General features: G+C 56.4%; 21 protein-coding genes. 10 read left to right on the top strand and 11 right to left on the bottom strand.

Annotated elements, in window-relative coordinates; translation table 11 throughout:
• Window positions 1-22 precede the first annotated feature (22 nt).
• From LJE94_00735 to LJE94_00705, 7 genes are all read left to right on the top strand, one after another.
• Window positions 23-1,717, top strand: a complete 1,695-nt coding sequence (locus LJE94_00735; GenBank protein ID MCG6908630.1) for an iron ABC transporter permease — start codon at window positions 23-25, stop codon at window positions 1,715-1,717.
• Window positions 1,718-1,720: 3 nt separating this feature from the next.
• Window positions 1,721-2,764 (top strand): ABC transporter ATP-binding protein, encoded by a 1,044-nt coding sequence (locus LJE94_00730; GenBank protein ID MCG6908629.1) that lies wholly within the window; start codon window positions 1,721-1,723, stop codon window positions 2,762-2,764.
• 76 nt (window positions 2,765-2,840) lie between these two features.
• Window positions 2,841-3,491 carry a thiamine diphosphokinase gene (locus LJE94_00725; GenBank protein ID MCG6908628.1) on the top strand — a complete coding sequence of 217 codons (651 nt, stop codon included), beginning with the start codon at window positions 2,841-2,843 and terminating at the stop codon, window positions 3,489-3,491.
• A 407-nt stretch (window positions 3,492-3,898) separates the two neighbouring features.
• Window positions 3,899-4,066 (top strand): desulfoferrodoxin FeS4 iron-binding domain-containing protein, encoded by a 168-nt coding sequence (locus LJE94_00720; GenBank protein ID MCG6908627.1) that lies wholly within the window; start codon window positions 3,899-3,901, stop codon window positions 4,064-4,066.
• A 170-nt stretch (window positions 4,067-4,236) separates the two neighbouring features.
• On the top strand, window positions 4,237-4,923 hold the full coding sequence (locus LJE94_00715; GenBank protein ID MCG6908626.1) for a CBS domain-containing protein: 687 nt from the start codon (window positions 4,237-4,239) through the stop codon (window positions 4,921-4,923).
• A gap of 105 nt (window positions 4,924-5,028) precedes the next feature.
• On the top strand, window positions 5,029-6,885 hold the full coding sequence (locus LJE94_00710) for a GNAT family N-acetyltransferase (GenBank protein ID MCG6908625.1): 1,857 nt from the start codon (window positions 5,029-5,031) through the stop codon (window positions 6,883-6,885).
• Window positions 6,886-6,965: 80 nt separating this feature from the next.
• The gene (locus LJE94_00705) at window positions 6,966-8,531 is read left to right on the top strand and encodes an ABC transporter substrate-binding protein (protein MCG6908624.1); all 1,566 of its coding nucleotides are present in this window, start codon (window positions 6,966-6,968) and stop codon (window positions 8,529-8,531) included.
• Window positions 8,532-8,734: 203 nt separating this feature from the next.
• On the opposite strand, the gene LJE94_00700 is transcribed toward LJE94_00705, so the two are convergent.
• From LJE94_00700 to LJE94_00665, 8 genes are all read right to left on the bottom strand, one after another.
• Window positions 8,735-10,183, bottom strand: coding sequence for an FAD-binding oxidoreductase (locus LJE94_00700; protein ID MCG6908623.1), 1,449 nt, complete (start codon window positions 10,181-10,183; stop codon window positions 8,735-8,737).
• Window positions 10,184-10,216: 33 nt separating this feature from the next.
• A complete protein-coding gene (locus LJE94_00695) occupies window positions 10,217-11,653 on the bottom strand; it encodes a sugar kinase (GenBank protein ID MCG6908622.1) in 1,437 nt (478 codons plus the stop codon).
• A 1-nt stretch (window position 11,654) separates the two neighbouring features.
• Window positions 11,655-12,431 carry an SDR family oxidoreductase gene (locus tag LJE94_00690; protein ID MCG6908621.1) on the bottom strand — a complete coding sequence of 259 codons (777 nt, stop codon included), beginning with the start codon at window positions 12,429-12,431 and terminating at the stop codon, window positions 11,655-11,657.
• Window positions 12,432-12,541: 110 nt separating this feature from the next.
• Window positions 12,542-13,522: an FAD-binding protein gene (locus LJE94_00685; GenBank protein MCG6908620.1), complete on the bottom strand. Its 981-nt coding sequence runs from the start codon at window positions 13,520-13,522 to the stop codon at window positions 12,542-12,544.
• Between the two features lie 16 nt (window positions 13,523-13,538).
• Window positions 13,539-14,342: an electron transfer flavoprotein subunit beta/FixA family protein gene (locus LJE94_00680; GenBank protein ID MCG6908619.1), complete on the bottom strand. Its 804-nt coding sequence runs from the start codon at window positions 14,340-14,342 to the stop codon at window positions 13,539-13,541.
• 187 nt (window positions 14,343-14,529) lie between these two features.
• Window positions 14,530-14,691: a four helix bundle suffix domain-containing protein gene (locus tag LJE94_00675; protein ID MCG6908618.1), complete on the bottom strand. Its 162-nt coding sequence runs from the start codon at window positions 14,689-14,691 to the stop codon at window positions 14,530-14,532.
• Between the two features lie 190 nt (window positions 14,692-14,881).
• Window positions 14,882-16,303 (bottom strand): NADPH-dependent glutamate synthase, encoded by a 1,422-nt coding sequence (gltA, locus tag LJE94_00670; protein MCG6908617.1) that lies wholly within the window; start codon window positions 16,301-16,303, stop codon window positions 14,882-14,884.
• A 105-nt stretch (window positions 16,304-16,408) separates the two neighbouring features.
• Window positions 16,409-17,242 carry a sulfide/dihydroorotate dehydrogenase-like FAD/NAD-binding protein gene (locus LJE94_00665; protein ID MCG6908616.1) on the bottom strand — a complete coding sequence of 278 codons (834 nt, stop codon included), beginning with the start codon at window positions 17,240-17,242 and terminating at the stop codon, window positions 16,409-16,411.
• A gap of 538 nt (window positions 17,243-17,780) precedes the next feature.
• Between LJE94_00665 and LJE94_00660 the strand changes: the two genes are divergently transcribed.
• Both LJE94_00660 and LJE94_00655 read left to right on the top strand, forming a co-directional pair.
• Window positions 17,781-18,572, top strand: a complete 792-nt coding sequence (locus tag LJE94_00660) for a TatD family hydrolase (GenBank protein MCG6908615.1) — start codon at window positions 17,781-17,783, stop codon at window positions 18,570-18,572.
• A gap of 19 nt (window positions 18,573-18,591) precedes the next feature.
• Window positions 18,592-19,974, top strand: a complete 1,383-nt coding sequence (locus LJE94_00655; GenBank protein ID MCG6908614.1) for a lactate racemase domain-containing protein — start codon at window positions 18,592-18,594, stop codon at window positions 19,972-19,974.
• Window positions 19,975-20,052: 78 nt separating this feature from the next.
• Here the strand turns inward: LJE94_00655 and LJE94_00650 are convergent, their stop codons facing one another.
• Window positions 20,053-21,354, bottom strand: a complete 1,302-nt coding sequence (locus tag LJE94_00650; GenBank protein MCG6908613.1) for a M20/M25/M40 family metallo-hydrolase — start codon at window positions 21,352-21,354, stop codon at window positions 20,053-20,055.
• A 102-nt stretch (window positions 21,355-21,456) separates the two neighbouring features.
• Window positions 21,457-22,575: an epoxyqueuosine reductase gene (locus LJE94_00645; GenBank protein MCG6908612.1), complete on the bottom strand. Its 1,119-nt coding sequence runs from the start codon at window positions 22,573-22,575 to the stop codon at window positions 21,457-21,459.
• Window positions 22,576-23,131: 556 nt separating this feature from the next.
• Between LJE94_00645 and LJE94_00640 the strand changes: the two genes are divergently transcribed.
• Complete coding sequence (locus LJE94_00640) at window positions 23,132-24,325, top strand: MFS transporter (GenBank protein ID MCG6908611.1); 1,194 nt, start codon at window positions 23,132-23,134, stop codon at window positions 24,323-24,325.
• A 152-nt stretch (window positions 24,326-24,477) separates the two neighbouring features.
• Here LJE94_00640 and LJE94_00635 read toward each other — a convergent pair whose 3' ends face one another.
• A complete protein-coding gene (locus tag LJE94_00635; GenBank protein ID MCG6908610.1) occupies window positions 24,478-25,368 on the bottom strand; it encodes a carbon-nitrogen hydrolase in 891 nt (296 codons plus the stop codon).
• Window positions 25,369-25,395 lie beyond the last annotated feature (27 nt).

Genomic DNA, 25,395 nt, shown 5'->3' with positions numbered 1-25,395 from the left:
CCATCGAAGAGGGCCGCGAAAAATGGCTGGAAGCGTGGACGGAGACGGTATTGCGGTGAAAAGCGTACCCCGCCACCTTCTGATTGCACCGCCGCTCGTTTTTTTGAGCCTGTTCTATTTCTATCCCCTGATCCGTATTTTCATGCTCAGCCTCGCACCCGAGGGTGCCCTGGATTGGAAGGGGCTTCAGAAACTGTTCGACACCTGGCACTACGCCCGCGTGCTTTGGTTCACCACCTGGCAGGCGGCGCTGTCGACCTTGCTGACCCTGGCGGCGGCGCTGCCCGCCGCCTTTGTCTTTGCCCGCTACACGTTTAAAGGCAAGGCCCTGATCCGGAACCTGGCCACGGTTCCTTTCGTTCTGCCCACCGTGGTCACGGCAGCGGCCTTCAAGGCGCTTTTAGGCCGGGGCGGGTTGGCCAACGCCGCCTGCATACACCTGTTCGGCCTGGAAGGCGCCGTCTTTCACCTGGACCACACGGTGGCGCTGTTCCTGATCGCCCATGTCTTTTACAACTTTACCGTGGTGCTGCACATCGTCGGCGGATTTTGGGAGCGTTTGCCCGTTAACCTGCATGACGCCGCCCGTATGCTCGGCGCCGCCGAACGGACCGCATTTTTCAAGGTCACCCTTCCCCTTCTGGCCCCCGCCATACTGGCGTCTTCCCTGCTCGTCTTCATTTTCTGCTTCACCAGCTTCGGTGTGGTGCTGATCCTCGGGGGGCCGCGCCTGGCAACCCTGGAGGTGGAAATTTACAGACAGGCGGTCCACCTTTTCAACCTCCCTTTGGCCGCCGCCCTGTCCCTCATTCAGATCGTGTTCACCTTTTGCCTGATGGCCCTTTACACACGACTGGAAAGACGCGCCTCCTTTTCCCTGCTGCCCGAAGGATTCAACCGCCGATACCGCCAGGCAGACAGGGGAGCGGACAGGTTTGTCGTGGGCGCCTGCGTGGGGTTCATGGCCCTTTTGCTGGGTGCGCCGATCCTGGCGTTGATCATCCGGTCGTTTGCCACCGAAAGCGGGCCCGGCCTCACCTATTACACCGCCCTGTTCGAAAATCGCCAGCAATCGATTTTATACGTCGCGCCGGCCGCCGCCATGCTCAACTCGTTGGGTTATGCCCTTGCGGCAACCCTGATCGCCCTGTCCCTGGGATGGCTGGCCGCCGCTTTTCTGGCCACGCCCCAGCAGAAATTTGCCGGCACCCTCGACCCCCTGCTGATGCTGCCCCTGTCGACATCGGCGGTAACCCTGGGCTTCGGCTTCATCATCGCCCTCGACAAACCGCCCTTCAATTTGAGGTCGTCATGGCTGCTGCCCCCTATTGCCCATGCCCTCGTGGCCCTGCCCTTCGTCATCAGGAGTCTTCTGCCGGCCTGGCGCAGCATCCCTCAGAGCCTGCGTGAAGCCGCCGCCACCCTGGGAGCATCCCCGCGCCGCACTTGGCTGACCGTGGATTGGCCCATCTTGAGCCGGGCCCTTCTGGTGGGTGCCGTATTCGCGTTTGCCATCAGCATGGGTGAATTCGGGGCCACGGTTTTCGTGGCCCGGCCACAGGCACCCACCCTGCCCCTGGCCGTTTACCGCTTTCTGAACTATCCCGGTGCCATGAATTATGGCCAGGCCATGGCCATGAGCTGCCTCTTGATGATAACGACGGCAGCCGGCTTTCTGATGCTTGAAAAAATGCGACGTGCCTCGGGGGATTTTTAGACCATGACCATCCTGGAATGCAAATGCTTGAGCAAGCGCTTCGATGAGCCCGCCGTGCGTGACGTTTCGCTGTCCCTGGCGAAGGGACGCATTTTATGTCTTCTGGGGCCCTCCGGATGCGGCAAAACAACACTCCTGCGCCTGATAGCGGGCCTCGAAAACCCGGATCGTGGCCGGGTCATTTTCGCAGGGAAGGATCTCACCCGCCGACCGGCCCACCAACGGCAGTTTGGCATGATGTTTCAGGATTTTGCCCTGTTTCCCCACAAAAATGTGTTTCAGAACGTGGCCTTCGGTCTTCAGATGCTCAACATGGACCCTGGAAAGGCCGCATCGCTGACAGACGAAATGCTGGAATTGACCGGATTGGCCGACCTCGGACGGCGCGATGTCGCCTCTCTTTCGGGTGGAGAAAAACAGCGCGTGGCCCTGGCCCGCAGCCTGGCTCCACGCCCCCGCCTGCTGATGCTGGACGAACCCATGGGCTCCCTGGACAGGGCCTTGCGCGAAAGGCTGCTGCCGGAGATCCGCAACCTCCTCAAACAACTTAAAATGACGGCCATATTCGTTACCCACGATCAATCGGAGGCCTTCGGCATCGCCGACGAAATCGCCGTCATGAACAAAGGGCAGATCATGCAGCAGGCGGTGCCTGAAGACCTCTACCGGTTTCCTGCGAGTGTCTTCGTTGCCGAATTTCTGGGATTCAACAACCTGCTCCCGGGCGCCGTCAATGCCGAAGGCGCTATCGATACGGCCCTGGGGGCCCTACGCCCGTCCTCTTGCCACTGCGGCGTCGGCGCCGCTGTCACCGTTCTGCTGCCGCCGGAGTGCGCCGCCCTCACCCCCCCGGCGGCGGGCACGGATGTGGCCATCATCCAAGGCGAGGTGCTCAACAGGACCTTTGCCGGCCGGTGCTATCGGGTAAGAATCGGCACCGGAAGCTTTCTTGAGCTCACCTTCGATCTCGCCAACCATGACCCACCACCGTTGGTCGGCGAAAAAATTGTGCTTTACCTCAACATAAAAATGATTACAGTTATTTAAACCTGACATGATCTGTTTATCGGGTTTGCCGCGGAGAGCCTCAACCTGACTCATGCTGAAAACTGAAGGAGTTGACATGCGTGCTGTTATCTTCGCCAACGGCCTGCTGACCAGCTGGCCGGACGGCATTAAAATCTCGCCGCGTCGGGACCTTATCATAGCCGCCGACGGTGGTCTGAAGCACTGTAAGAGATTGGGAATCACCCCGCATGTGGTTGTGGGAGACATGGATTCCGCCGACCCGGCCGACCTTGCAAGTGCCGAAGAAAAGGGCGCCCGCATCGACCGCCATCCTTCTCGAAAGGACGAAACCGATCTCTGGCTGGCGGTGCGTGCGGCCCTGGATAAAAATCCCGACGAAATCATCATTCTGGGCGCCCTGGGAGGGCGGTGGGATATGACCTTTGCCAATGCCCTGATCCTGGTGGCCGGCGAGCTGCAAACCATCGAAGCCAGGATTCTGGACGGCAACCAGGAAATCTTCGTGCTTCAGGGCGGCCAGCGGGTCCGGCTCCTGGGCCAAAAGGGAGATCTCCTGTCCCTCATGCCGCTGACGGAAAAGGTAAGCGGCATTGTCCTGTCCGGATTTTTGTATACCCTGAACAACGAGGACCTCAGCCTGGGGAGCACCCGGGGCATCAGCAATGTTTTCGAAGGAGACAGCGGCCAGATCGAATTAAAAACGGGCAAACTGCTGGTCACCATCACCCACGGGCCTACGCGCTGACCAATCAGCGACCTCCGGCAGAGCCTTAAGGGCTGAGGAAGGCCCCTCTAAGGGGCCTTGACTGCCTTGGGCGCTGATTTGTTTCCATGGAACCGCAACCACAACCGATTGTGAAGGACATTAATTTCCTGAACAATCTCCAGGTATTGACAAGTCCATAAGGGAGCAATATCTTATAGATGTAAGCATCTGGCCGTATTCCAATCTGGATGTTGCGCAATCCGCCAAAAAGATGCCTCTAGCCCCTAAACAAAGGGGCCGCCATCTGATCTGTTCCGCCACAGGATCTTCCTTTTTTCGCGCCGAGCCAATAAACGAAACGTTCGTTTCAGTGAAAATCGGCAATTGTTTCGATTTTAAAAATATGCCCCGGCAAACCGGGAAACCACCGGCGAAAGGAGGATATCGTGCAAGAAAAAGGTCATGTCTACAAGTGCAAAAAGTGTGAAAAAATAGTCACCATTCTCAAAAAGGGGGAGGGTGAACTGATTTGCTGTGGAGAAAAGATGGATGAGGTCACACCGGAAGACGCCCGGCACCTCACATTCGGCATGCAGGCACCCGGCACACCCTAGCCCCTAATCGTCATTATACACCTTTTCTATGGATGCCGGTTGTCACGAACCTGTTCCGGTACCAATGAATGCCACCCGCTTCATATCGTGATACGCCGCAGCTGATCCGCCCCAGGCGTGGCAACCGCTATAACCACATGCCGCACATGTCTTAAGGGAGGTGACATGCAATGGCCGCTACGCAATTCGAACGAGGCAAAAAAGTTGTCACGATAGAAAAAAACGCCAGGATTTCCGAAGCCCGGGCCAAAATGACCCGGCACAACATCCGCCATCTTCCGGTCGTTGACAGCGGAAATCGACTGATCGGCATGGTCAGCGATCGAGATATAAGAAGTGCGACACCCTATCCTTCCGATCGCAAGGGCGATACCCCGGAAATGGTTGCACCGCTTACCATAGCTGACATAATGGTCGAGAGCCCCTACCATATTTCTACCCGGCATACCCTTCAGGATGTGCTGCTTCTTTTCGAAAGCGTCAAAGTGGGAGCGTTCCCCATCGTCGATGACGACCGTAAAATTATCGGCATCATTTCGGACCGGGACATGTTGACCGGTTTTATTCAGCTATTGGGTGGCGGGAAACCCGGCTGTTTTATGGGAGTTGAAGCCCCCGCCAATGCCGGTGCCGTCAGCCAGGCCACCAGGACCTTGAGCGATCACGACATTTCCATCACCAGCATGCTCGTCTTAAGGGATTGGAAAGAGGGACGTGTCGCCATATTTTTATATCTGCTGACCAAGAATATCCGCCAGGCCAGGCAGGCAATGACCGGCATGGGTTTTGAATTGCTCAATCCCATGCAGTGGTTTCTGCATCGTTTTCAGGCAGATATTAACAATGATCCAACCTGAGCGATTTTCGGGTGTGCCGCAGATGCAGGGAATAGGAAGGCATGATGCCTGTTATGATTCGCCCGCTGCCCCGGTTCGAAGCAGCCGGATATCGGAGAACGCCGTATGGATCGATACGCAAAGAACCGCTGGGAGTCCTTTTTAATCAAACCGGAACAGATACTGCAAAAACTGAAACCGGGAATGAGTATTTTTATGGGCTCGGGGGTGGCTGAACCGCGCACGACCATGCGGCACATCATGTCTTCGAATTCGAGGAAATTGGAAGACATCGAAATAGTTCAGCTCCTGAGCTTCGGTGATGCCATTTCCCCGCAGGCCTTGAATTCCAAAAAATTCAGGCTGAAAACATTTTATTCGGGCTGGATGGCTGAAGCGGCTATTTCCAAGGGTCAGATCGATTTTATACCCAGCCGCTTCGTGCGCATACCCTATCTGATCAAAGAGGGACTCGTAAACATCGACGCCGCCATCATCCAGGTCACGCCGCCGAACGATGCCGGTTACTGCAGCCTGGGTGTTGCCGTGGACGTGGCCAGGGAAGCCATGCAAAAAGCCGCCGTGACCGTCGGTGAAATCAGCACCTATACCCCCTATACCTTCGGCGACACGTTCGTCCACCTGTCCGAATTCAATTTGTTGGTGCGGGCGGAAGAACCGCCGATATTCTTCCCAAGGTGGGACGTGGAGGAGGTGACCGATCGGATTGCCTGCAATGTGGCGGCCCTGATCGAGGATGAAAGTTGTGTCGCGTTTTTCAACGGCCCATTTTTCGAGGCGCTCGGTAGACATTTAAATGGCAAAAAGGATTTGGGCATCCATTCGCCTTTCTTTACGGATGCCCTCATGGAACTGATGCTGAGCGGTGCCGTCACGAATCGATTCAAAGATACACACCGCGGCAAATCCCTGACGTCCTACGCCATCGGAACGGAACATTTGCTGGAATGGATGGATCACAACCCCTTGATCGAGTTCCAACCCATAGACAAGGTGATCAACCCCTCGACCATCGGCGGCAACCCTAAGTTTGTTTCCATCATACCGGCCGATAAAATCGATTTGTTCGGGCGGGTGATCCTGGATCTGGGAAAAGGCGGGATTTCCACCGGGCCTTCCGAGACCATGGATCTTTTTGCCGGTGCCGAGCTTTCCAGCGGTGGACACGCTATATTTGAGCTGAGCAGCCGCGATGATTCCGGCGCTCCAAACATACGGGTGTCCATTGCCGACCATCCCAATCAATTTACGCGTTATGAATCGGTGTTGACAATCGTTACCGAGTTCGGCGCGGCCCATTTGGAAGGGCTTACCGTGCGTGAACGCGCCCAGGCCCTGATAGAAATTGCCCATCCGGACGACCGGGCCGAATTGGTTGAAAAGGCCAAAAACAGCCATCTTCTCTATCGGGACCAAATATTCCTGGCCGGGAGCGCCCATCTCTATCCCTCAGAAATCAATGAGGTGCATACATTCAAAGAGGGAATAGATGTTCGTTTTCGTCCCATAAAACCTTCCGATGAAGAAGGCATGCGGCGTTTTTTTTATCGCTTCTCCGACAAATCGGTTTATTCCCGTTACTTTCATTCGGTTCGGACGATGCCCCACTCGGAAATGCAAAAATACGTCAACGTAGACTGGACCAGGATTATGTCTATCGTGGGTTTGTCCGGTACGGGAAAAAAGGAGCGTATCATCGCCGAAGGGCGTTATATCAGGATTCCGGGAACCGAAATGGCCGAAGTGGTCTTTATCGTCGATGAAAGCTATCAGGCCCAGGGCATTGCCACATTTTTGTATCTAACGCTCGTCCGTCTCGCCAAAGAAAGAGGGGTAAAAACATTTGCAGCGGAAGTTCTGTTTTCCAACACAGCCATGATGAAGGTTTTCAAAAAAGGTAACCTTCCTCTGAAAGCCAGGCTGGAAAGCGGTACCTACCACGTGAGCATTCCCTTGCTTTAAAAACCAATATTAGGTATCCTTGATATTTCCCGAAACCAATGCTTTTGATTGTACGGACCTAAAACAAAAGGAGGCCTGATATGGATAATGGCAATGGAATCACCCGTCGTCAGTTCAACACCCTGCTGTTGGCCGGCGGTGCCCTGGGAGCCGCCGGCATGCTGCCGCTTCCCAAGGCCCTAGCGGCCGCACCCCAAAAGGGCGGTGTCTTCCGCCTTGGCATGGCCGGGGCCAGCACGGCCGAATCCCTGGACCCCGCCACCTACGGAACAGGAGTCATCAACGCTTTCATGGTGGGGGCCATCGGCAACTGCCTGACCGAAATCGATCACAACGGTGCCGTCGTGCCGGAACTGGCCGAATCATGGGAAGCCAGTGCCGATGCCGGCGTCTGGACCTTCCGCCTGCGCAAGGACGTCACCTTCCACAACGGGAAATCCATGGACGCGGATGATGTCATCGCCTCCATCAACCACCACCGCGGCGAAAACACCAAGTCGGCCGGAAAAACCCTGTTGAAAGGAGTAAAGGATATCCGCAAGTTGGACAACCACACCGTGGTGTTCGAACTGGCCGAGGGAAATGCCGACTTCCCCTACGTGGTATCGGAGTATTTCTTCATCATCTTTCCGGCCAAGGACGGCAAAATCGACTGGCAGTCAGGGGTCGCCACCGGCGGCTACAAATTGAGCGCATTCGAACCCGGCGTGCGCTACGTGGGCGAACGCAACCCCAACTACTGGAAAGAAGGCCGTGCCAACTTCGACAGGGTCGAACTGGTGCCGCTCAGCGACCAGGCCGCCCGGACAAACGCTCTCCTCACCGGCAAAGCGGACTGTATCGGCAGCGTCGACCTCAGCACCGTGCACCTTCTCGAGAAAAAGCCGGATATCGAGGTAAATGCCGTCACCGGCACCCAGCATTTTACAATGCCCATGTTCACCGACGTGGCCCCCTTTGACGACGTCAACGTGCGCCTGGCCCTGAAATACGCCATCAACCGCCAGCAGATGGTGGACATCCTCCTGGCAGGCTTCGGTCAGGTGGGCAATGACAGCCCCATAACACCGGCCAACCGGTACTTCAACACGGAAATGAAACAACGCGTCTACGACCCGGACAAGGCCCGTCACCACCTGAAAAAGGCCGGAATGGACAAACTGTCGGTGAAGCTCCACGCCGCCGACGCCGCTTTTGCCAAGGCCGTGGATGCCGCCGTGCTCTTCAGTGAATCCGCCGGCAAGGCCGGCATCGACATCAAGGTGGTACGCGAACCCAACGACGGCTACTGGTCCAATGTCTGGCTGAAAAAGCCCTTCTGCACCTGCTACTGGAACGGGCGGCCAACCGAGGACCTCATGTTCACCAGCGCGTATGCCGCCGACTCCCCCTGGAATGACGCCCACTGGAAAAACGAACGCTTCAATACCCTGCTGGTTCAGGCCCGCACCGAGCTTGACTCCGAGCGCCGCCGCGCCATGTACTGGGAAATGCAGGAAATCGTGCGCGACGACGGCGGCACCATCATCCCGGTCTATGCCCAGTATGTATTCGCCAACCGCAAAACCGTAGCCCACGGTCCCCTGGCCGCCAACCGCAGCGTAGACGGGTGGAAAGCCATGGAGCGCTGGTGGCATGTCGGCTGATCGTTATGTTTCCATTGAAACTCGCCAAAGATGGATGCTTGTTCGGAATGTTTTTCTGGAAACCGCTCTAAGTTGAGACCTGTGAGGACTTCACGGAAACGCCCGGCTGTGCCGATGCACGGCCGGGCGTTCTGTTGCCTTTACCGGTTTCCGGAAATCTGCACCCTTACGAGCATTTCAGCGGTCGGGCGACCGCCCGTCCATCACCTATCCGTTACGGGAACAATGGTCCCCGGGTTCATGATTCCGTGCGGGTCGAATGCCTTCTTCAGGGTTTTCAAGATGTAATAGGACGAACCGTACTCCTTTTCGATCCAGGGGGTGCGGTGCTTGCCCACCCCGTGATGGTGGCACATGGAGCCTCCGGCCTTGATGGTCTCTTCGACGATGATCTTTTTGATGGGAAGGTGGTACTTGGTGAGCTCCTCTTCCGGCCGGCAGTCCACGACGTTGTAGAAGTAGACAAAATAGAGGTTGGTGCCGTTTAGGTAGCTGTGGGAGGAGTGGGCCCCGAGCAGCGTCAGATCGGGAATCTCGTTTTTCACCCGCTCCATGCACACCTCGTAGATGTCGTTGATGATGCTCCAGTTTCCGGAAATTTCGGTGGTGTTGCAGATGTTCTTGGTTTCGATGATCTCGGTCTTTTCCCGGGCAAGGTCGGCAGGATCCCAGTTGAGGTGGGCGAACCACCGCTCGATCAGCTTGCCCGCCACCGGTTTGCATTCGTCGTAGCCGGCCACGATCTCCTCGATGGCGGCAGCGGTTGCATCGGCCAGCGGTTTTACGCCTTCGGCCACGAAAATCAGGACGCATTTACCCGCCGCAAAGTGGGAAAAGTGATAGGCGCCGTCCTCCACATCGTAAAGACGGGCGACCGAAGGCCGATAGCCGTTGATCATGACTTCCCGGAGAATGTCGAAGCCGGTTTTCATGTTGTCCAATGTGTAGCCGAGAAAACGGTTGTTTTCAGGGAAATACTTGTAAATCTTTACGGTTACCTCCGTGATATAGCAAAGGGCCCCCTCGTTGCCGATGATGACGTGGCGGATGTCAGGGCCCGCCGCCCGCCTGGGAACATTTTTAATGCGGGTGACCCCGCCGTCCGGAAAAACCGCTTCCAGTCCGACCACCATCTCCTCGATGCCGCCGTACATGGTTGAAAACTGGCCGATGCTCCTGGTTGCCACCAGTCCGCCCATCTGGGCAATGGGTTTGGATTGGGGAGAGTGGCCTGTCGTATACCCCTTTTCCCTCAAGCAGTCGTCCAAAACCTGCAGCGGGACACCGCACTGCGCCGTAGCCTGCATGTTCGCGGGGTCGATATCGACAATTTTGTTCATCCCCGATCCGTCGATGACAATGGTGTTTTCGAGAACGGTTTCCAGGCCCCCCTCCGTGGCCGTGTGGCCGGTCCGCGGTACGACGCAGACGTTGTTTTCATGGGCAAAGCGAATAACGGCAGCCACCTCCTGTGTGCTGAAAACATTCACCACCGCTGTCGGCAGCGGCAGCCGGTAAACACCGTGTAACGCTTCGAAGCGCCGAAACCGGTCAACGCTGCTCTCCTTCAGCACCTGCTCGTCCGTGATGACCTGACTCTCGCCGACGATCTCGACAAGCGCCGCCACAATCTCTTTTCTGGTTAAAGCCATTTTCAACATCGCTCCTTTTCCCTGCACAGCTGTTTACAGGTTGAATATGGAATACGCTTTTTGCAAAACGCTGTCGGTAAAGCGGGTTATGTGCCGGTAGACACGGTCGTTCATGGCCGCATACATGGAAACGTTTTCAGCAACCGGGTAAAAGGCGTCTTCAACTTTTACCATGGCTTCGATGGCGGCCTCAAAGGAGGGGTAAGCCTCCGTGGCCACGGCCGCGCAAATGGCCGCACCCAGCCCGGCGGCGCCGTTGACCCTGTTTCTCACCGCAGGCAGGTTGAACACATCGGCAAAGATCTGCATGAAGAGATCGCCGCTGGAACCGCCGCCGGAAACGATGATCCGCTCCAGCTCTCTGTTCAGTTCCCCGCCCATGGCATCCATGTGGTTCTTCATGGTCAAGGCAATGGATTCGAGGATGGAACGGTATAGGTGCGCCCGGGTGTGCCCGGCATGGAAGCCGATCATGGCCCCTTTCTTGAACGGCTTGTCCGGTGGCGCCAGCCACTCCGGAACCGTCATCAGTCCGTCACTGCCCGCTGGGATCTGCCCGGCTTCCCGGTTCAGAACCTCTTCCGCAGAAACGCCCTTCTGGCGGGCTTCTTCGGCAAGCCCCTCGCCGAACAGGTTCCTGAACCAGCTTACCGTCCACATACCCTGCCGAATGCCGCCGCTTTCGTACAGGTAGCGGCCGGGAATCGCGGCCATGTTGGCAAAAAAAGAGCGGGCCTCTTGGACGTTGCGTTCGCCGAACACCATACCGCCGATATAGGTGCCCAGCGACACCAGGCCCGTTTTTCCCGGGAGCAATCCCGCGCCCAGGGCTTCGACCGCCTTGTCATTGGCGGTGGCCACCACCGGAATTCCCGCGGGAATGCCCGTCTGCCGGGAGGCTTTCGCGGTTACATACCCCAGGATGGCGCCGGGCATGACGAGATCGAAAAGAAATTCTCCGGGCAGGTTGAATCTTGCCAGAACCCCGGGCTCTTCGCTCCATCGCCAGGTGTCCTTGTCGATGGGCCACATGCCCTCATAATTGGCGGCGGTGTCCGTGAAGCGGCCGGTCAGGCGATGGGTGATGTAACCGGAACTGGTGGTAACATAGCCGACCGCGGGGTCGTTGTGCTCATATGGGCTGGCCAGGCGCAAATCCATCCAGTTCAGAACCGGCGAAGCCAGGCTGCCGTCTTTCTTCAGACAGGCACGGCAGCATCTGATCGTGCAAAGCCCCAGTCCCAGAATCGAACCGGGGTCCTCCGGGAACCGCTCCAGGGCCTGACGGCTCGCCGCCTTGATCGAATCCCACAGGTCGTCGCCCGGGTGTTCGGCCACCCCGGGCTCGGGCATGAACATGGGCCGCAGGTCCTCTTTGCCCTGGGAGACGATGTTGCCCTCGAGATCGAAGATGATGACTTTCGAGCTCTGGGTGCCTCCGTCTATGCCGATAAGGAATTTCTTCTGCATGTCAGCGCACCAGATAACCGCCGTCCACTACCAGTATGTGGCCGTTGACGTAGTCCGAGGCCCTGCTCGCCAGAAAAACAGTCGTGCCCATCAGGTCCATGGTCTCCCCCCAGCGGTTGGCGGGGATGTGCTCCAACACCCTGCGGTTGGCATCCGGATCTTTCCGGGTCCTCTCGGTAATGGCGGTAGCGTAATACCCCGGCGCAATGCCGTTCACCTGAATGTTGTGCTGGGCGAGCTCGTCGCAATAGGCCTTGGTGAAACCCGCCAGGCCGTGCTTGGTGGCGGCGTAGGCCGGGGACCACTGACCGCCCAGAAAGGAGAACAGGGAACAGATATTGATGATTTTGCCGCTTTTCTGAGGGATCATGAACCGGGTGGCCTCAAAAGCGAGTTCAAAGGCCGCGGTCAGGTTGACGCTCACCATCTTGTCCCACTGCTCGCGGCCGAATTTTTCCACCTCGCAAAGGATGGAAACCCCGGCGCTGTTCACCAGGATGTCTATGGACCCCAGCCTGTCGACACAGGTTTCGATGATGGCCCTGGGGGCCCCGTTCCCGGCAATGTCGATCTGCAGGAATTCATAGTCGACGCCTTCGGCCTCTATCAGGCCGCGTGTCGCGCCGTCGCCCGCCAAAATGCTGGGAATGAACAGATTGGCTCCCGCCTTGGCCAGGGCCAGGGCAAAGGCACTGCCCAAGCCGGTGTTGCCGCCGGTGACAACGGCATTTTTTCCCCGCAGTGAGAAAAAGTCCATGGAAAAATCCTGGATGTCCATTCCGTCCTTCTCCTTTTTAAACCGATTGCCCTAACCTCGACGTGGTAAACAGTCTTCTCGAATCGCTATATTCTTCCGTCCACTACGCTACAACCACCGGTCATCGGCCGCTATTCCGGCGGCCCGCTGCCGGCGTCAAGCCTGTACATCTTCAGCACCTCAGCCATAACAGCCTTGCAATCGTCTATGATGACCACATCGGCTGTCCTGAGGATGCGGGCATGCGGGTCTGTGTTGATGGCAATGATGACCTTGCTGTTTTCAATCCCCGCATAAAAAGCGGCGGCACCCGACACGCCGGCAGCGATACACAGCTCCGGTTTGGCAATCGTCCCGGATACGCCGATCAGCCGGTCCATGGCCCCCCAGGCATTCAGAGCCACCGGCCGGCTGATCCCGAACGCCGCGCCCATGGCATCGGCCGTGTTTTGCAGGTCTTGAACCTCATCCCTGCTCTGCAGTCCTCTGCCGCCCACGACGAGCACCTTTTTATTTTCAAACGGATCGGCCTGTTTGGAAAAAATCGGTTGTGACGCGTCTACAAACCTGTCGTCTTTTAAATCGGTGAAATCGTATTCGACTACCTTTCCGGCGACCTGGGACTTGACCGGGAGCCTGTCCACACACCCTCTGGCAAAAGAAAGGCAGAAAGGTCGGCGATCCAGCCTGAAGGTTGCCATGACATGGTCGACATAAACGGTCTTTTTGGCGCTTAACCGACCCTCCCGGTAGTCGATCGCTTTCACCTGGACAAGGGAGGAGCCTTTCCGGCGGAAGGCCCAACGGACTGCCAGCTCGGAACCGGCAAAACCGCTGGTAAACAGGTACAGGTCCGTATCGCCGTGGTCTTCAATGCGTTCGAGCGCTTCCAGGATCTTTTCAGGCTGGTAACGGTCGATACGAACCAGTTCGGCCTGTTTCGTGGGTGCGAGGTCCAACAGCCCGTCCGGTTTTTCCTTGCCCGCATAAAAAAGCAGGGTACTGCCGTTCCCGGCATACGGCTCTAGAAAGGCCGCTATGAAACCGTTGAGCTCTTCGGCCTGCGTTTTGATACGGGTTGAGCATCCGTTTAAGATGCATTTGAATCTCAAAGCGCCCCCTTTGCCATTATTCCCGGAACAACACCGGCTTCAGATGCTCCTCATACAGCACCCTGGCTTTTTCGGCCGGCCCCCCGCCCTGGATGACAACACCGGCCCTGGCATGGTGAAGAACCTCGAGATCCGTGGGCGTTTCGGTTTCCACAGGTAACCGGAATTCATCCGCAGATAGAACGTCAACGGTCTTTTTACCGTATTGCAGGCGGTCCCTGAGCGTCGGGACTCTCAGGCTGGTGCAGGGGGCATCCCCCACCGAAATCACGCAGGGCGTGCGTATCCGTTGCCGGATGTTCCCGTCATCCGTCCTGCTGGTAACCCTCAGGCGGCCTTCGCCCGCCCGTTCTATCTGAATTGCCTGGGAAACACAGGGCCATCCCAGCATTTCCGCCACCAGCATGGGTGTTTTTGAGTTTTGGCCGATATCGCTTTGACCCCCAAACAGCACCGCATCCTGGGGAGCGTGGTGCAGGACGTATTGGCTGACGATGGCGGAAATTGCCAGAGGTTTGAAGTGGAGATCCTCACGGGGTTCAATGCGCACAGCCTTCGTAAAGCGGAGGGCATAAAGCGTTTTCAAAATCGCCGTTGCACTGCCGTCATCCACCGTCAGGGTGCTGAGTGTGACGCTTTCCACCGGTGCTCCGGACCCGTCCAGCAGCCTCAGGGCAATCTCCAGTGCACTCTCGTCGCAGGTGCTTAAAGCGCTCTTTACGAAACTCGTGTCTACACGCAGTTTTTCATCGACAATCCAATCCTCGTCAATGAGCATTTCTACTTGGGGTGCCGCTTTGAAACACACCAGGATGTTCATGAACGCCTCTCCTGAACCAGAAACCCGGAACCGATGATGCTGTTTCCCCGGTCATTTGCTGTGGCTATATTTTAGTTTGCAATGAATTACAAGGTTGGAAATCAGAAAAAAATCGAAAGCTCGAACGGCTGAGATGGGTCTTGATCAATCAAGATGTTGGTCCAACATGGTTGGACACCTCCGCTGTTCAGGGACGATTGCGTGCTTTATGTCTGGATCGGTACAGTTTCTCGGTAAAACCACCCCCTTCCAGGAACCGCTTTTCAAGATGCTGTAATTGCCTATCCAAGAGAAAGTTCGTCTGGTGAACCAGGCATATGAGGGCGTTGGCCGCGGTCTCGGGTGCCAGGCTTTCGATATGGGACCTGTATTGAAGCGAGGCAAACCGTCAAGCCTGATAAAGTATTCAGAAAATACGGTTTGAAATGCGGTCGGAAGAACGTGCAGGCAAAAAGGCCCGGCCCGGCTTACACGCCGGGCCGGGCCTTTTTGTAGCGGGGCAGCCGCGCTGAAACCTGTCGCCCCGTGACGAAATTATTTTACCATCCCCATGTCAGGTAGTCATGCATGGAGTTGGCCGCCTGGCGCCCTGCTCCCATGGCCAGGATGACGGTGGCCGACCCGGTGACGATGTCGCCCCCGGCCCAGACACCCTTTTTAGAGGTTTTACCCGTGGCCTCATCGGTGATGATATACCCCCACTGGTTCAATTCCAGCCCTTCGGTGGAACGGGTCAGCAGCGGATTGGCGTTGGCACCCACGGCAATGATGACCAGGTCGCATTCCATTTCGAACTCTGAGCCTTCGATGGGTATAGGTCGCCGTCTGCCCGAGGCATCGGGTTCGCCCAGCTCCATCTTGAGCCCTTCCATACCGACAACACGGCCCTTGTCGTCGCCGAAAAATTTAGTCGGTGCCGTCAGAAAATGAAACTCAACCCCCTCCTGCTCGGCATGATGCACTTCCGCTGCCCGCGCCGGCACTTCCTGCCTGGAGCGACGGTAAACGATGCGCGAGCTTTCCGCTCCCAACCGTAGTGCCGTTCTGGCGGAGTCCATGGCCACGTTGCCGGCCCCCAGGGTGATGACATTTTTACCGCGAATGACGGGCGTGTCGTATTTGGGGAACAGGTAGGCCTTCATCAGATTGGACCGGGTGAGGTATTCGTTGGCCGAAAAGATGCCGATCAGGTTTTCCCCGGGTATGTTTAAAAATCTGGGCAGGCCCGCGCCCACGCCCAGGAAAACGGCGTCATAGCCTTCCTCGAAGAGTTCATCCACCGTCACGGATCGACCGACAACGGCATTGCACTCCAATTTAGCCCCCTGCTCCTCCAGGCCGGCCACCTCGGAAAACACGATCTCCTTGGGCAGCCTGAATTCCGGAATACCGTATACCAGCACCCCGCCGGGCTTGTGAAAGGCCTCGAAAATAGTCACTTCATGTCCTTTGAGAAGCAGATCTCCGGCCACGGTCAGGCCCGAAGGACCGGAACCGACCACGGCAACCCGCTTGCCGGTGGGGTCCGCTTTTTTGGGGGCGGTGGCTTTTCTATGCTTGCGCTCATAATCGGCGGCAAACCGCTCCAGGTTCCCGATGGCCACGGGATCTCCCTTTTTCCCGAGGATGCAATTGCCTTCACACTGAAGCTCCTGGGGGCAGACACGGCCGCAGACCGCCGGAAGGGCATTGGTTTCCCAGATGGCGGTAATTGCGCCTGTAAAATCGCCCTCTTTGATCTTTTTTATGAAGGCCGGGATGTTGACCCCCACCGGGCACCCTTCCACGCAGGCAGGCTTTTTACACTGCAGGCATCTGGCCGCCTCCTTCATGGCCACTTCGGGACTCTGGCCCATGGGTACCTCGTCGAAATTTCTGGCCCGGACCTTGGGCTCCTGTTCCGGCATGGACTGCCTGGGAATCTTCTCCTTTTTTGGTTTTTTTTCTACCGCTTCTCCCATTTTTTCCTCCACCTGAATATGCATGCCAGCTGTAAAAAGCACCGCACGCACCCGACGTTATTGCACCGGTTCGAATGATATGCCGTCCAAACACATGAGAAGTTTTCATTCACCCCTGATTCTGCAGTAGTGTTCGTGGCTCTCTTTCTCATCTCCGAGATACGCTCCCAGCCGCATCATCAATTCATCAAAGTTGACCTGGTGTCCGTCGAATTCCGGGCCATCCACACAGGCGAACTTGGTTTTCCCGCCGACGGTTACCCGGCAGCCGCCGCACATGCCCGTCCCGTCAATCATGATTGGATTCAAGCTGACGAGCAGTTTCACGTCATACTCTTTGGTGATGTTGCTGACAGCCCTCATCATGGGAACCGGACCGATGGCCACGACCTGTTTTACGCCACCCTTGTCCAGCACCTCCTTCATAACCTCGGTCACAAAGCCATGATGCCCGTAGGTCCCGTCGTCAGTACATACCCGTAAATCGGTGGAGGCGGCCCGCATCTGATCTTCCAGGATCAGAAGGTCCTTGGTCCGCGCACCAATGATACAGGTAACGTCGTTACCGATCTCTTTAAGTGCCCTGGTGATGGGATGCAGTACGGCCACACCGGTTCCGCCGCCTACACAGATCACCTTGCCCACCTTTTCCAGATGGGTGGCTTTCCCCAAAGGCCCGATCACGTCCTGATAGCCATCTCCCACCTTAAGGTCCCTGAAAAGCGCTGTCGATTTGCCGACTACCATATAGATAATGGTGATGGTGCCCTTTTCGACATCCGTCTCAGCCATGGTCAGCGGAATACGCTCACCGGTTTCATTGGCCTTTAGAATGACGAATTGGCCCGGTTTGGCTTTTTTGGCAATCAGCGGCGCTTCGATCTCGTTCAATATGACCGTCCCCTCGGCCATCTCTTCGCGTCTGACAATTTTAAACATGCTCACCTCCGGTTATTGCCTTTATTTATCTGTTTCCCCATATTTTTTATATCTGTAAGGTAGGAGATATAATCATATACTCATAATGAATGCAATATAAAACATTGTGAATACTAAACCGAAATGGTACGCACCAAGATACGGATGATCCCTTTTAACGACAATGCTTCAAGCGCTTTAACATGCGAACGTTTTCTCCTTAAATTTTCATGCCCAAGCGCGCGACGAAGCATACAACAAAGGATCATATTGAAATGTCGTAGCTATCCGCTACCTCAGAGCATGAAAATTTGTAAAATAAAGGAGGATAGCAAGGACATAAAAAAACAGTAGCAAAATTGTATCCGTTTTGCACCCTATTTGTTGCGGATTGGATGTTCACAAGGCGATGGTTTCTTTCTGCATCACCATCACAGGGCCCGATGGTGAAAAACAATTAATTTATTCACATTAGAAACGCCGAATAGCCAATGATGTTGATAAGATCAAGCAATCACCGCCCTTGTAAAAATGGGTTACAAGTTGAGGCCTGTTTCCAATGAATCAATTGAAACTGTTTGACAGCCATTGCCACCTGGACGACCGCTCGTTTGCAGGAGATCTGGAAAGCACCATTCTGAACGCTCGGAAAACCGGTGTGACATCGATGATGACCGTGGGCGTCGATCTGAAAAGCTCTCTTAGGGCTCTGGAGCTGGCGCAGTCCTACAGCGGTGTATACGCCTCGGTGGGGGTCCACCCCCACGATGCCCAAAGCTGCAGCGATGACATGATCCGTCGCTTGCGCCATCTGGCGCAAGCGGTCGAAGTGCGCGCCTGGGGCGAAATCGGGCTTGACTTCAACCGCATGTATTCTCCGCAAGCAGACCAGGAAAAGTGGTTTGTGCGCCAGCTCATCGAAGCCGATCAATTGGGCATCCCGCTGATTTTTCATGAACGCGACAGCCGTGGAAGATTTCTGGAACTGCTCTCAAACCATCCCAACCCGGAACGGAAAGGGGTTGTGCACTGTTTCAGCGGGGACGCCGATGATCTGTCAGCTTACCTCGATTTGGGGTTCTGCATCGGAATTACCGGCATTGTGACCATCAAAGCCCGGGGAGCTCGTCTGCGCGAACTCGTTCCCGGGATTCCCCTGAACCGTCTGCTGATTGAAACCGATGCCCCTTATCTTACCCCTGCGCCCCAAAAAAACAAAAACCGGCGCAATGAACCGGCTTTTGTTAAATCCGTGCTCCTCAAGCTGGCGGACGTCAGGCAGGAACCTATTGAAACGCTGGCCGCCGCGACAACGGCTAACGCACGCCGTCTTTTCGGCATTACCAATTGAAACAGGGGAGGGTTTGAAGATGAACGAGCAGATTATCTTTGGCGACAAAACGATCCCGGTCAATCTTCCGGAGGATGTGATCAGCGCCCCGCCGGGCCTCTCAACAACCCTCGAACCGGTCGACGATATCGAAGGAGAGATCCGAAACGCCCTTAAAAACCCCCTGGGTCGTTCCCCTTTGCACGAACTGGTCAAACCCGGGGCCAAGGTGACCATCGCCTTCGACGACCCCACGGTGCCCTGCTTCGCCCCTGTTTGGGAGCCCGCCATCAAACAAGTCATCGCGGAACTCGAAAAAGGCGGTGTCAAGCCGGCGGACATTACGCTGGTCAGTGCCGGCGGGATTCACCGGAAATTCACCCGCATGGAGTTGGCCAAAATCATCGGCGAAGACCTTGTGAAGCGGTATGGCTACCGCCTGACCTGTCACGACGCCGAAGACGGCAGGAACCTGACGCACCTCGGTGTGACCCCCAATGGCTATGATGTCGAAGTCAACAAGTGTATCGAAGATTCGGACCTGACCGTTTATGTCAACACGGTGGTGTGGCGCGGTTTCAACGGGGGCTGGAAATCGATTTGCGTGGGGCTGGCCTCATACCGCTGTATCCGCTGGCATCATACTCCGGACAGCATGTCCATGTCCATGAACAAGAACAAAATGCACACCATTCTCGACGAAATGGGGGCGCTCATAGAAGAAAAACTCGGTAAAAACAGGATTTACAAAGTGGAAACGGTCCTGTCCAACCCCTTGCAGGTTCACAAGGTGTGGTCAGGGGGTGTCAATGAATGCCGGCAGGCGGCTCTGAAATTGATGCGGTCGCAGCTCAAGCCCAGAAGGGAAATCATCGGGGAAAAGGCGGACATCGTCCTGTACGGTATTCCCAACTGGAGTCCTTATGCCGCCTTTTCGATAATGAACCCCATGCTCACCATGCTTTCCACCGGGCTCGGTTATTTCGGCGGCGTCATCGAAGCCATGGGAAAACCGGGATGCACGGTCATTATGGCAAGCCCGGTACCCGATGTCTGGAACCATGATCATCACCCGACCCACCGGGAGATATGGAATCGGATTCTGCCCCATTACAGGGATCCTTACCAGATTGTCGACCGTTTTGAAGACGACTTTGCCAACCGCCCGGAATACATTTACAAGTACCGTTTCTGCCACGGCTTTCACCCCATGCACGGCATCATGGTCACCCACCCATTGAAGCGCCTGCGCCATGCTGGCCACGTGATCGTCGCCGGGGCCCAGAAACCTGAACTGGTCAGCCATCTCGGATTCGAACCGGCCGTCTCGGTTGAATCCGCCATCGCCATGGCCAGAGAACGGCAGGGCAAAGACGCTTCCATCGCATTTGTGAAGTACCCGATGCTGGCCTGCAGGGAATAACCGGTACCTGTCCGCATTAACGGCGGGTCGCCGTGAAAGCCTCGGCTGCACCGGTCTTCAAACACGGATCTATCATCTTCACCAGCAGAGCGTCTCGACAATCTCGGTAAAAAATTCCGTTCCCATAACCAGGTTTTCCACCGATATTTTCTCGTCGATGCCGTGCACCATCTGGATGTCTTCCATGGCAACGAGCACCGGAAAGACACCGTAGCTGGTGATGCCCCTTTCCCGGAAAAAGCGCGAGTCAGAAGAACCGAACAAAACCGAAGGAGCCACGACGGCACTCGGAAAATGACGACTGAATACAGATTCTATAGCTTCGAACGCCGGTGTGTTGAAGGGGGAAGCCAACGCGCGGTCCTTGTTGATAAACGTTGTTTGAAGTTGATCGTCGCCCAACCGCTCCACGACTCTGGCCCTGAATTCATCCGGGTCCTGACCGGGAAGCAGCCGTACGTCCAACTTGGCCGACGCGTGGCTGGGTATGACGTTCACGCTCGAACCTGCCGTTATCACGTTGGTGCTGACAGTGTTTCTGAGAATTGCCGAAACCTGCGGCACCTCTGAAAAACCGCTTTCAAGAAGGCACTTGATCAGCGTGTCCTGCTTGCCGTCCGCCTTGTAAGGTTCCAAGAAGTCCCAGACGTTCGCCAACCGCCTGAAATATTCGGCGACGGTATCCGTGATGATGATGGGACTCTCCATTTCCTGCAGGCGGTTCAAGCCCCTGATCAGCCTTTCCAGGGCGTTGTCCGCGTGGGGAACACTGCCGTGGCCGGGGGGTCCCTGGGCACTCACTTCCATCCAGTTGCAGGCTTTTTCGGCCGTGGATATCAGAAACAGGGGACGATCCGGCAGCAGGTTGTTCACCCCGAAGCCGCCTTCGTTCAAAACCAATCCGCCGGTAAAATCGTCGGGGTGGTTTTGCAGCAGAAAATCGGCCCCGTTGACGCCCGAGCATTCCTCGTCCGCCACCGCTAAAAAGACAAGATCCCTGTTCGGCTGCCTCCCGCTGCGTTTAACGCTTAAAAAAGCCAGCAATTCCATAATCCCCTGACCCTTCATGTCCAGCGCCCCCCGCCCGTGGACAAATCCGTCTTTGACTTCGCCGCCGAAAGGATCGAAATGCCACTGCTCTTTTTCGGCCGGAACCACGTCGATGTGGTTGAGCAGGATCAGGGGATCTTCTTCTCCGCTTCCCTGAATGCGCGCGCTGAGGGAGGTTCGCCCCTGGTCGGATTTGTACCGTCGACAGACGACCCCCTCCTTCTCGAAGATCTCGCTGAAAAACGCCGCCCCTTTATGCTCATTCCCCGGCGGATTGGTGGTATCGATTTGCAGGTATTCGGACAGCAGCTGAACGGCTTCGTGTTGCATGGCGTATTCCCTTCCAATGATAAGATGGAAATCATCCTTTTTGCGAAAGATTTTGATTTATCCGGTTTGGGTTGTCCCCAGCGCTGAGGGTTGTTCCTCCCTTCATACCATGTCGAGCGCCAGCATGATCTCTTTTTCCACCTGCGGGTCGTCCTCCGGCAGAAAGCCTTCAAGCGCTTTTCTCGCCCCGGCTCCCCCGATGCGCCCCATGGCCCAGGCGGCCATGCCCCGAACGCGGGCATCCGCATTTTCCCTGACGGCCCGCTCCAGGTCCACCAGGTAGCCGGCATCCAACGAATTACCCATCGCCCTGGCCGCATTCATCTGCCATCGCCAGATTTCCTTCGCGTTCATGTAGAACATGTGGGGCCAAATCAGTTTATTAAAATAAGCGGTATCCATATGCAGCAACCTTGAAAGCGAAAAGTCCCCCTGCATGGCGGCTACCTTGGCGTTTTGCGGCAGTTTCCTGGCCAGCCAGGCTGCGTTGCGGGGGCAGACATTCTGGCAACGGTCGCAACCGTACACCCAAAGCCCCATCGGTTCCCGCAGCTCAAGCGGTGTTATGCCTTTTCCGTAGTAGGTCAGGTAGGAGATGCACTTGCGTGGGTCCAGGCGCCGCGACCCTTTCAGGGCGCCGGTGGGGCAGGCCGTAATGCAGGCATTCCTGCACCAGTCGGGGCACCCCAAACCGATGGTCGGCTCGTCCGGCGCGAAGGCCTGGTCAACCACCACCGCAATCGGCAGCACCCAGGACCCGCGCCCGGCAACCTTGTTGGCATAAAAGAGGCAGTTTTTTCCGAAGGTCCCCATGCCGGCCCTTGCGGCCGCCAGCCGGTGCGGGAGGTTGAAGGGCACCTTGGAGTCGATGCCGTTGTCCCGCAAAAATGAACGAAAGGATTTAATCCGTCTCGCCAGACGGTCCTTGAGCACACGATCGTCATCCAGGTAGCATCTGCCGAAATGGCGTTCCATGGCCGCCGGGAACCCTTCCCGGAAATAGGCCTCCATCAGCACAATTATCGTTTTTGCCTCAGGCAGAATGTTCCTGGGATCCGTACCGGCCACAAGATCCAAACCCATCTCCAAGGCCCAGGCATATCCCTCCATTCTTTCCTGAAGGATACGCCTCTGATCGTCAAACGGTTCCGCACCGGTAAAACCGATATCCTCGAAACCGAGAGACGCGGCGTGTCGTCTGACATCATCTTTGCTCAGCATAGCATCCCCTGTAAGGCACCTTGACTCTAAAACCCTCAGTTTTTTTCAACGATGAGGTAAACACTCTCCGCAGCGACGTGCATCCGCTGTTGCGGCTCAGTTCAAATGTATGCACACCTGTATAATGGATTGACGCCTTCAGGTCCAGTATTTCTTTACGGACCTATAGCCAATAACAACGTAAAAGCCTGCCGGTCGAGGGGTGATGCCGCCCCGGCAATCGTTGTGCCTTATTTGGGGTCATAGAGCCGCTTCTTTATACCGGTTGCCACACCTTCGTTCCGATATAAATTGGATTATCCGCAACCTGAATCGTGTATAAGCAACACGGCCCAACTTGTTAAAACCTGACCACCGCTATAGAAAATGCCTTGGCAGGGATACATCCCTGCGCTACATAGCAGTCGGCTATGCGTATAATTTTTCGGACCTATAACCAATAACAAGGTTAAAGCCTGCCGGTCGAGGGGTGATGCCGCCCCGGCAATCGTTGTGCCTTATTTGGGGTTATAGACCCGTAATTTTTTATCAACCATTTTACTGACAGACCACAACCATGGCGACACCCAAATCCCGACAGAGAAACGTGCTGATCAGCGGCGGCCTTTTCCACGTCTATCACGACAGCATCGCCGACGGACTGGCGGTCCTGCTTCCTTTCTGGAAAATCGCCTTCGATCTTTCGCTCGCCCAGGTGGGGTTGGTCACCACCTGCTTCGAAGGCGCCACGGCGCTCTTTCAAGTGCCTGCGGGTTTTCTGGGGGAACGCTATGGGGAACGCATCCTGCTCACCCTGGGGACGGTGGCCACGGCCGCCTGTTTCATCATGATCGGCTTTGCCGGCAATATTTACGCCCTGGGCGCCCTTCTCGTAGCAGGTGGGTTAGGGGCCGGCGTCCAGCACCCCCTGGCAGCCGCCATGATCTCCAAAGCCTATGCCCGCGGCAATCAACGCATCGTTTTGGGCACCTACAACTTCACCGGCGACATGGGCAAGTTTCTGTTTCCGGCCTTGGCCGCGTTTGTGCTCATGGTTACCGACTGGCGTTCTCTGTGCGTCGGCTACGGCGCCCTCGGCCTCCTTATGACGGCATGCCTTTACCGGCTGCTGTGCAGCAGCCATGCCGGCGGAATAGAGACCGAACCCGGCGGCAAGCGGTGCAGGAACCGTGGTTGGGGTATCATCAACAAAAGGGCCTTCGTTTTTTTATCCGGAATCGGATTCATAGACACGGCCGTACGTGCGGCCCTGATCACTTTTCTACCCTTTTTGCTGATAGAGAAAAGCATGCCCATGGAAAAAGCCGGTCTGGCCCTAGCCCTGCTTTACATCGGCGGTGCCCTGGGAAAGTTTCTCTGCGGCGTCTTGGCCGAAAGGATCGGCGTCATCCCCTCCATCGTCGCCACCGAGGCGCTGAGCGGATTGGGAATCCTTTATCTTTACGCCATGCCCCTGCCTGCGGTGCTGCCATTCCTGCCGCTTCTGGGGCTTGCCCTGCACGGAACCTCGTCGGTGCTTTACGGTTCGGTTGCCGATTTTGTTTCTCCAAGCCACGTTCCACGCGCTTTCGGCCTTTTTTACACGGTCATCATCTCGGCTGCCGCCGTGTGCCCTCCGGCTCTCGGAATGTTCGGCGACACTTTCGGGCTTGGAGCCGCAACCATCGTGCTGGGCCTGGTGGCCCTTACGACGCTGCCCCTGACGGTCCTGCTGCACAAGGCGGCGGCAACGTCGCAAGGGGTGCCCTGACCCTTCCAGGTTGCCGGATCTTTATGCCTTGTTTTTCCTGCCTGGATCCAGCAAAGAATCCTGGGAACCATCATGCCCGCTACCACTGTGGGAATTACTGATTACTGTCCGCTAATTCAATGAGCCATCGGTGGGAGGTGCTGCAGTCCCCTTCAGTCGATACAGCGCTGCATGATCTCCGCATAGGTTTCGATGCGGCGGTCCCGCAGCAGCGGCCACCGCTGCCGATAGTAGTCTATCTGCCCCAAATCGCAGTCGTCTAAAAGCGTTGCGGGCGAGGCATCGGCTGCAGCCGTAATCCTGCCTATGGGATTGCAAACGAAACTGTTGCCCCAGAATTCGATGCCGCCCTCGGTGCCGACACGGTTGACAGCAGCAATGAACACGCCGTTGGCGATGGCGTGGCTGCGTTGGATATCGATCCAGGCGGCCAATTGTTCCCGGCGGTTCTCCTCGGCCCGACGGCTGGTTTCGGATGGATCGCCAAGCGCCCACCCGATGGCCGTGGGGCAAAAAATGATCTGTGCGCCTTTCAGGGCCAGTATGCGTGCGGCCTCTGGAAACCACTGGTCCCAGCAAACCAGCACGCCGACGGAGGCCACGCTGGTTTCGAACACCACGTAGCCCAGATCACCCGGTGTGAAATAAAATTTTTCGTAGTATCCCGGATCGTCGGGGATGTGCATTTTTCTGTACTTTCCCAGAAGCCGCCCGTCGGTTTCGAACACGACGGTGGTGTTGTGATACAATCCCCGCCGCCGCTGCTCGAACACGGAAGCGATGAGTACCACGCCTGTCTCGGCCGCCAGGGATGAAAGCCTGTCGGTCAACGGTCCGGGGATTGCTTCCGCATCGTCAAAAGGTGAAAATTCCTCCTTTTGACAAAAGTACTGTCCTGAAAACAGCTCTTGAAGGCAGACGATTTCGGCCCCCTTATCCGCGGCCTTTTGCACCTGTTCGAAAGCTTTCCGGCAATTTTCCTCGCGCTCTTTCGAGCAGGGCATCTGCACCAGGGCTATTTTGACGGTCTCCGTTTCCGGCATGATGCTCGTTTCCTTTCGCCTAAGTTG

It is taken from the genome of Deltaproteobacteria bacterium, from assembly GCA_022340465.1.
GTDB lineage: Bacteria > Desulfobacterota > Desulfobacteria > Desulfobacterales > B30-G6 > JAJDNW01.
This window is presented reverse-complemented; position numbering and strand designations above follow the sequence as displayed.

Bases quoted from the DNA above. Each gene is read 5' to 3' on its own strand.
- LJE94_00735 (MCG6908630.1), top strand. From the start codon at position 23: ATGGCTGGAAGCGTGGACGGAGACGGTATTGCGGTGAAAAGCGTACCC.
- LJE94_00730 (MCG6908629.1), top strand. From the start codon at position 1,721: ATGACCATCCTGGAATGCAAATGCTTGAGCAAGCGCTTCGATGAGCCC.
- LJE94_00725 (MCG6908628.1), top strand. From the start codon at position 2,841: ATGCGTGCTGTTATCTTCGCCAACGGCCTGCTGACCAGCTGGCCGGAC.
- LJE94_00715 (MCG6908626.1), top strand. From the start codon at position 4,237: ATGGCCGCTACGCAATTCGAACGAGGCAAAAAAGTTGTCACGATAGAA.
- LJE94_00710 (MCG6908625.1), top strand. From the start codon at position 5,029: ATGGATCGATACGCAAAGAACCGCTGGGAGTCCTTTTTAATCAAACCG.
- LJE94_00705 (MCG6908624.1), top strand. From the start codon at position 6,966: ATGGATAATGGCAATGGAATCACCCGTCGTCAGTTCAACACCCTGCTG.
- LJE94_00700 (MCG6908623.1), bottom strand. From the start codon at position 10,183: ATGGCTTTAACCAGAAAAGAGATTGTGGCGGCGCTTGTCGAGATCGTC.
- LJE94_00695 (MCG6908622.1), bottom strand. From the start codon at position 11,653: ATGCAGAAGAAATTCCTTATCGGCATAGACGGAGGCACCCAGAGCTCG.
- LJE94_00690 (MCG6908621.1), bottom strand. From the start codon at position 12,431: ATGGACATCCAGGATTTTTCCATGGACTTTTTCTCACTGCGGGGAAAA.
- LJE94_00680 (MCG6908619.1), bottom strand. From the start codon at position 14,342: ATGAACATCCTGGTGTGTTTCAAAGCGGCACCCCAAGTAGAAATGCTC.
- gltA (MCG6908617.1), bottom strand. From the start codon at position 16,303: ATGGGAGAAGCGGTAGAAAAAAAACCAAAAAAGGAGAAGATTCCCAGG.
- LJE94_00665 (MCG6908616.1), bottom strand. From the start codon at position 17,242: ATGTTTAAAATTGTCAGACGCGAAGAGATGGCCGAGGGGACGGTCATA.
- LJE94_00660 (MCG6908615.1), top strand. From the start codon at position 17,781: ATGAATCAATTGAAACTGTTTGACAGCCATTGCCACCTGGACGACCGC.
- LJE94_00655 (MCG6908614.1), top strand. From the start codon at position 18,592: ATGAACGAGCAGATTATCTTTGGCGACAAAACGATCCCGGTCAATCTT.
- LJE94_00650 (MCG6908613.1), bottom strand. From the start codon at position 21,354: ATGCAACACGAAGCCGTTCAGCTGCTGTCCGAATACCTGCAAATCGAT.
- LJE94_00645 (MCG6908612.1), bottom strand. From the start codon at position 22,575: ATGCTGAGCAAAGATGATGTCAGACGACACGCCGCGTCTCTCGGTTTC.
- LJE94_00640 (MCG6908611.1), top strand. From the start codon at position 23,132: ATGGCGACACCCAAATCCCGACAGAGAAACGTGCTGATCAGCGGCGGC.
- LJE94_00635 (MCG6908610.1), bottom strand. From the start codon at position 25,368: ATGCCGGAAACGGAGACCGTCAAAATAGCCCTGGTGCAGATGCCCTGC.